This is a genomic window from Saccharopolyspora kobensis (assembly GCF_900108315.1).
Taxonomy (GTDB): Bacteria; Actinomycetota; Actinomycetes; order Mycobacteriales; family Pseudonocardiaceae; genus Saccharopolyspora; species Saccharopolyspora kobensis.
On sequence record NZ_FNVB01000006.1, the window covers coordinates 75,699 to 82,169 of the forward strand.

The window sequence follows — 6,471 nt, forward strand, 5'->3', positions numbered from 1 at the left end:
GCGACCCGGAGACATTTCGCGAGTCCGGGACCTACGCTGATCGCGTGACCGACTGGAACGGGGAACTGAATCACGCCCGATTGCACGTGGTCAGCGGCAAAGGCGGTACCGGGAAGACCACCGTCGCCGCCGCGCTCGCGCTCGCCCTCGCGACCGGCGGTCACAAGGTGCTGCTGATCGAGGTCGAGGGCCGCCAGGGCATCGCGCAGCTCTTCGACACCGCACCGCTGCCCTATTCCGAGGAGTGGATCGCCGCGGCGCCGGGCGGCGGCGAGCTCCGCGCGCTGGCCATCGACGCCGAGGCCGCGCTGCTGGAGTACCTGTCGATGTTCTACAACCTCGGCTTCGCCGGCCGCACGCTGCGCAAGATGGGCGCCATCGAGTTCGCCACCACCCTCGCGCCGGGCCTGCGCGACGTGCTGTTCACCGGGAAGATCAAGGAGTGCGTCGGCCGCACCGACGAGCACGGCCGCTACGTCTACGACGCGGTGGTCGTCGACGCGCCGCCGACCGGGCGGGTGGTCAAGTTCCTGGACGTCACCCGGGCGATGGCCGACCTGGCCAAGGTCGGCCCGATCCGCGACCACAGCGACGGCGTGGTGCGGCTGCTGCACTCCAGCAGCACCGTCGTGCACCTGGTGACGCTGCTGGAGGAGCTGCCGGTGCGGGAGACCCTGGATGCCGTGGCCGAGCTCGACGCCGCCGATCTGCGGCCCGGTGGCGTGCTGTGCAACCGGGTCCGCCCCAACCGGCTGCCCGCCCGCGCCGCCGCGGCCGCCGCCCGAGGCCAGGTCGACGCCGAGCAGGTGCGCGCCGGGCTGGACGCCGCCGGGCTGCGCGTGGACGACGACGAGCTCGACGGGCTGGTGCACGAGACGATCGAGCACGCGATCCGGGTGCGCGCCGAGGACAACGCCCGCAGGCAGCTCGGCGAGACCGACCTGCCGACCGTCGCGCTGCCCGACCTGACCGCCGGGATCGACGTCGCCGAGCTCTACGAGCTGGCCGAGATACTCACCGAACACGGCATCCGGAGCCCCCGATGAGCGAACCGCTGCGTCCCGCGCAGGTCGACGTCGACGCCCTGCTGGACGATCCGAACACCCACGTCATCGTCTGCTGCGGATCCGGGGGCGTGGGCAAGACGACCACCGCCGCCGCGCTCGCGGTGCGCGCGGCCGAGCGCGGCCGCAAGACCGCGGTGCTCACCATCGACCCCGCGCGGCGGCTGGCCCAGGCGCTCGGGCTGCGGGAGCTCGGCAACCAGCCGAAGCAGGTGGTGGTGGAAGGCTTCGAACCGGCGGGCGACCTCAACGCGATGATGCTGGACATGCGCCGCACCTTCGACGACATGGTGCTCGCGCACGCCGGCCGGGAACGCGCCGAGCAGATCCTGAACAACCCCTTCTACCAGACCATCTCCACGTCCTTCTCCGGCACGCAGGAGTACATGGCGATGGAGAAGCTGGGCCAGCTGTCGGCGTCCGGGCAGTGGGACCTGATCGTGGTGGACACCCCGCCGAGCCGGTCCGCGCTGGACTTCCTGGACGCCCCGCAGCGGCTGTCCACCGTGCTGGACGGGCGGCTGATCAAGATGCTGTCCAGCCCGGCGCGGGTCGGCGGCAAGGGCCTGCGCAAGATCGTCGGGGCCGGGTTCGGGATCTTCGCCAAGGCCGTCTCGACGATCATCGGCGGGCAGCTGCTGGCCGACGCGGCCCGGTTCGTGCAGGCCTTCGACTCCACCTTCGGCGGGTTCCGGGAGCGCGCCGAGCAGACCTACCGGCTGCTGCGCTCGCCCGGCACGGCGTTCCTGGTGGTGGCCGCGCCGGAACCGGACGCGCTGCGGGAGGCCACCTACTTCGTGGAGCGGTTGGCCGGTGAGCAGATGCCGCTGGCCGGTTTGGTGGCCAACCGGACGCACCCGGTCTTCGCCGGGCTGGCCGGGGCCCGCGCTACCGCGGTCGCCGAGGAGATCGAGGCGAGCGGTTCGACACCGATGGCCTCCGCCGCCCTTCGGGTGCACGCCGATCGAGTGGCGATCGCCGAGCGGGAAAAGCGGTTGCTGGCCCGGTTCACCCGCGCTCACCCGGAAGTCGCATTGGTAGGAGTTCCCGCACTTCCGTCCGATGTGCACGATTTGGCGGGATTGCGGGAGATCGGCAGACGACTGGCCGGTGAATAACGGGTAACGGGGCCGGGACAATCCGCTACGACGAATTGCCCGGCCCCGACCCGAATGGACTAGCTCACCTGGTACTCGTCGAAATCGACGTATTCCTGGCGAGCCGCTTCAAGCAATTCCCGCCAGTTGCGGACGTCGGGCCGACGGCGCAGCAGCGCACGCCGCTCCCGCTCCGTCATTCCACCCCACACACCGAATTCGATCTTGTTGTCGAGCGCCTCGCTGAGGCACTCGGTGCGGACCGGGCAGCCGAAGCAGACCATTCGCGCCTTGCGCTGCTCGGCTCCGCGGACGAACAATTGGTCCGGATTCTGGTCACGGCAAGCGGCGTTGACCCGCCAGTCCCCCTGCTCGAACATAGAGTTCCCCCAGCTCCTCACTGGATCGTCGGCGACCGTATTTCGTCCGGAGCCCCCCGGCACCGGATGCTGCGGCGTACGCTTCCCCGCAGCAGTGCTGTCGCTGGACGTAGACGGACTGTAGAGCCCCTCGGTTCCACAACCAACCAAGGGTTGTCGCTCCGTTATCTTTCGAACTCATCACATCGGGCGGATTTTGCCCGTGACACTCCGTCACGAACCGGTTCCGTTTTAGGCTGGCGAAGTGCGTGTCCGGGACGGCCTGTTGAAGCTTTTCGGTCTGTGTGTGCTGGCTGGCGTACTGGTCGCCGGATTGTTGTTCCCGGCAACGGGGTCACTGGGCGTGGTCTCCAACCGGGCCAGCGATGCGGTGAACAGCATCTCCGCCGACCTGATGACCAAAGAACCTCCACTTGTGACGACCGTCACAGACCGGGACGGTCGGCCGATCGCGTACCTGTTCGACCAGAACCGGACGCCGGCCGCGCCGGACCAGATCGCCGACACCATGAAGGCCGCCATCGTGGCCATCGAGGACCGGCGGTTCTTCGACCACCAGGGCGTCGACTGGGCGGGCACGGTGCGCGCCGCGGTGACCAACCAGGTGTCCGGCGAGATCGCCCAGGGCGGCTCCACCCTCACCCAGCAGTACGTGAAGAACTACCTGGTGCACGTGGTCGCCGGCGGTGACCCGGTCAAGCAGCACAAGGCCATCGAGCAGACCCCGGCCCGCAAGCTCCGCGAGATCCGGATCGCCCTGCAGCTGGAGAAGCAGCTGTCCAAGGAGGAGATCCTCACCCGCTACCTCAACGTGGTGCCCTACGGCAACCAGGCGTACGGCATCGCGGCCGCCTCGCGCACCTACTTCAACACCACGCCGGACCGGCTGACCATCGCGCAGGCGGCGCTGCTGGCGGGCATGGTCAACAGCCCCAGCGCGCTGAACCCGGAGAGCAACCCGACCGAGGCGCTGGGTCGCCGCAACCTGGTGATCAAGGCGATGGAGGACCAGCGGCGGATCACCCCGGAGGCCGCCGAGGAGGCGCGCAACTCTCCGCTCGACCTGGCCCAGCCGCTGCAGGGCATCCCCAACGGCTGCATCGGCGCCGGGCCGTCCGACGGGTTCTTCTGCAAGTACGTCATCGACTACCTGGAGCGCGCCGGGTTCACCGAGGAGCAGCTCAAGACCGGCGGCTACACGATCCGCACCACGCTGGACAAGCGGGCCACCGACGCCGCCAAGGCCGCCGCCGAGAAGGGCGTGCCGAAGACGACCAAGGGCATCGCCAACGTCATGAGCGTGGTGGAACCCGGCAAGGAGAAGCACCGGGTGCGGGCGCTGGTGGCCAACCGGGACTTCGGCCTCGACGCCTCGCGGGGGCAGACCGCCTACGCGCTGCCCAGCGGAGTGATCAAGTTCGGCGCCGGGTCGATCTACAAGGTGTTCACCGCGGCCGCCGCGCTGGAGAAGGGGATGGGCATCTACAACACCATCCAGTCCCCGGGCTCCTACACCTCGTCGGTCTACAAGAACGGCACCGCGCCCTACACGGTGGGCAACGCCGAAGGCGTGCGGCCGGGCCCGCGAACCCTGCAGATGGCCCTGGCGACCTCGCCGAACACCGCGTTCGTCGCGCTGCAGGAGCGCGCCGGGCTGGCGCAGACGGTGGACATGGCCGTGCGGCTCGGAATGCGGCAGACGCTGCAGAACTACACCGCGGCCGGTGACCCGGTGGCCGCCAGCGGCTCAAAGGTCTCGCAGGCCGAGCACGTCAAGGAGCACAACATCGGCGCCTTCACCCTCGGGTACGCGCCGACCAGCCCGCTGGAGCTCAGCAACGTCGCCGCCACGATCATGAGCGGCGGAACCTGGTGCCCGCCGACGCCGGTCGAGCAGATCCTGGACCGCAACGGCAACCCGGTGTCGATCACCGAGGAACCGTGCGAGCAGGCCGTCGACGAAGGCCTCGCGAACGCGATGGCGGTCGGCATGAGCAAGGACGACCAGCCGGGCGGCACCGCGGCCGCGGCGGCGTCCGCCGCGGGCTGGACCCGGCCGCTGGCGGCCAAGACCGGGACCACCGAGGCGCACCAGTCGGCGGGCTTCCTCGGCGCCACGCCGCAGTTCGCCGGAGCGGTGCTGACCTTCAGCGACGGCACCTCGCCGCAGGGCATCTGCGACAGCGATCCGCCGCGGCTCTGCGGGGTCAACGGCGGCAACATCTACGGCGGCAAGGTGCCCGCGCGGACCTTCTTCGACGCGATGACCGTCATCCACGAGGGCACCCCGGTCGCGCCGCTGCCGCCGACCACCAAGCGCTACGAGACCGGCGGCGACGAGTTCCAGGTGCCCAACGTGGTCGGCCTGACCTCGAAGCGCGCCGGCGAGGAGCTGGAGAAGGCGGGCTACAAGGTCCAGGAGCGCTCGGTGAACAGCCCGCGCAAGCGCGGCACGGTGGTCAGCCAGACGCCGCGCGGCTTCGCGCTGCCGGGCGAGACCGTGACGCTCTCGGTGAGCACCGGCTACGTCCCGCCGCCCTCGCCGGAGCGGCCACCGCCCCAGCCGGAGCGGCCACCGGAGCGACCACCGGAACGGCCGCCGGAGCAACCGGCTCCGCCCGGCCTCCCGCCGGACATCTTCCCACCGTGACCGACCAGTGCGGGCGCTTCCGATCCGGAGGCGCCCGCACTGCTGTTCTCCCCGGTCAGCGACAGTGAGCGCTTTGCGGGGCTATGGCGCCTCGAAGTGCTCACGACAGTTGACCATCGGAAACGGAGCGTCAGGGCGGAGCCGGGGACGGGGGTGCCGGGCGGGTTCCTAGACTCGGTGATGTGACGAACACGCAGGTGAGCACCAGGCGCGCGCGATCCCGGTACCGGCTGTTGGAGGTGCGGGCCGCGGAGCGGGTCACCCCGCGGATGGTGCGGGTCGTGCTCGGCGGCGAGGAGCTCGCCGACTTCGTCAGCAACGGCAGCGACCAGCGGATCAAGCTGTGCCTGCCGCAGCCCGGCCAGCCGATGCCGCTGGGCCGCACCCGCGCCGAGGTCTTCGCGCTGCCCCGCGAGCAGCAGCCCCGGCAGCGCACCTACACCGTCCGCCGGTTCGACCCGCAGCGGCAGGAGCTGGCGATCGACTTCGTGGTGCACGACCACGACGGCCCGGGCAGCAGCTGGGCGGCGCAGGCGGCGCCGGGCGACCAGATCGTCACGGTCGGCCCGAGCCCCGCGTACCAACCGCAGTCCGACGCGGCCCCGCTGGTGCTGGTCGGCGACGAAACGGCGCTGCCCGCGATGTCGGCGATCCTCGAGGAACTGCCCGCCGAGGCGGAGGTGCGGGTCTTCGCCGAGGTTGCCGACAGCGCCGAGGAGCAGCGGATCGACTCGGCGGCTCGCGTCGAGTGGCACTGGCTGCACCGCAACGGCACGCCGGCGGAGGACAGCACGCTGCTCGTCGACGCGGTGCGCGCTGCGGACCTCGGCCCGAACCCGCACGTGTGGATCGGAGCGGAAGCCGAGGTCGTGCACGAACTCCGCGAGCACTGCCAGCGTGAGCTGGGCCTGGAGCGCCGCCGCCTCTACGCCCTCGCCTACTGGCGCCGCAACACCGCAGCCGACTGAAACCCTTACCCCGCAACGCTTTTCGCGACAACCCCAACACCACCCGACTGCGGGCCGACGCGCACGGACGTTCGCCCCGTCGACGCGTCGGGGCACGACACGTCGACGGCTCGGCGAGACTTCCGCAATTTCAATGGAAATTGGACCTTCAACTTCAATGGAAGTTGCACGTCCCGTCGGCGTGTCGGTCCCCGACACGCCGAGTGCGAGTCCGGGATCGTGCGATTTCAATGGAAATCGCACATCTGTTTTCCATTGAAATCGCGCATCCGGACGGCTCAGCCGGAGGGATCAGCCGGAGGGATCAGCCGG

General features: G+C 70.3%; 5 protein-coding genes. 4 read left to right on the forward strand and 1 reads right to left on the reverse strand.

Annotated features, from left to right (window positions below; genetic code table 11):
• The first annotated feature begins 44 nt into the window (after positions 1-44).
• Entirely contained in the window at positions 45-1,046 is a 1,002-nt protein-coding gene (bagA, locus tag C4T78_RS20730) for an ATPase BagA (protein ID WP_093356036.1), read from the forward strand.
• Complete coding sequence (gene bagB, locus C4T78_RS20735) at positions 1,043-2,182, forward strand: ATPase BagB (RefSeq protein ID WP_093356038.1); 1,140 nt, start codon at positions 1,043-1,045, stop codon at positions 2,180-2,182. The genes bagA and bagB overlap by 4 nt, the downstream gene beginning before the upstream one ends.
• 59 nt (positions 2,183-2,241) lie before the next feature.
• Here the strand turns inward: bagB and C4T78_RS20740 are convergent, their stop codons facing one another.
• Positions 2,242-2,541 (reverse strand): WhiB family transcriptional regulator, encoded by a 300-nt coding sequence (locus tag C4T78_RS20740; RefSeq protein ID WP_093157998.1) that lies wholly within the window; start codon positions 2,539-2,541, stop codon positions 2,242-2,244.
• Between the two features lie 244 nt (positions 2,542-2,785).
• On the opposite strand from C4T78_RS20740, the gene C4T78_RS20745 reads away from it, so the two are divergent.
• A complete protein-coding gene (locus C4T78_RS20745) occupies positions 2,786-5,191 on the forward strand; it encodes a transglycosylase domain-containing protein (RefSeq protein WP_177247710.1) in 2,406 nt (801 codons plus the stop codon).
• A 182-nt stretch (positions 5,192-5,373) separates the two neighbouring features.
• Positions 5,374-6,159: a siderophore-interacting protein gene (locus C4T78_RS20750; RefSeq protein WP_235863704.1), complete on the forward strand. Its 786-nt coding sequence runs from the start codon at positions 5,374-5,376 to the stop codon at positions 6,157-6,159.
• The last annotated feature ends 312 nt before the right edge of the window (positions 6,160-6,471 follow it).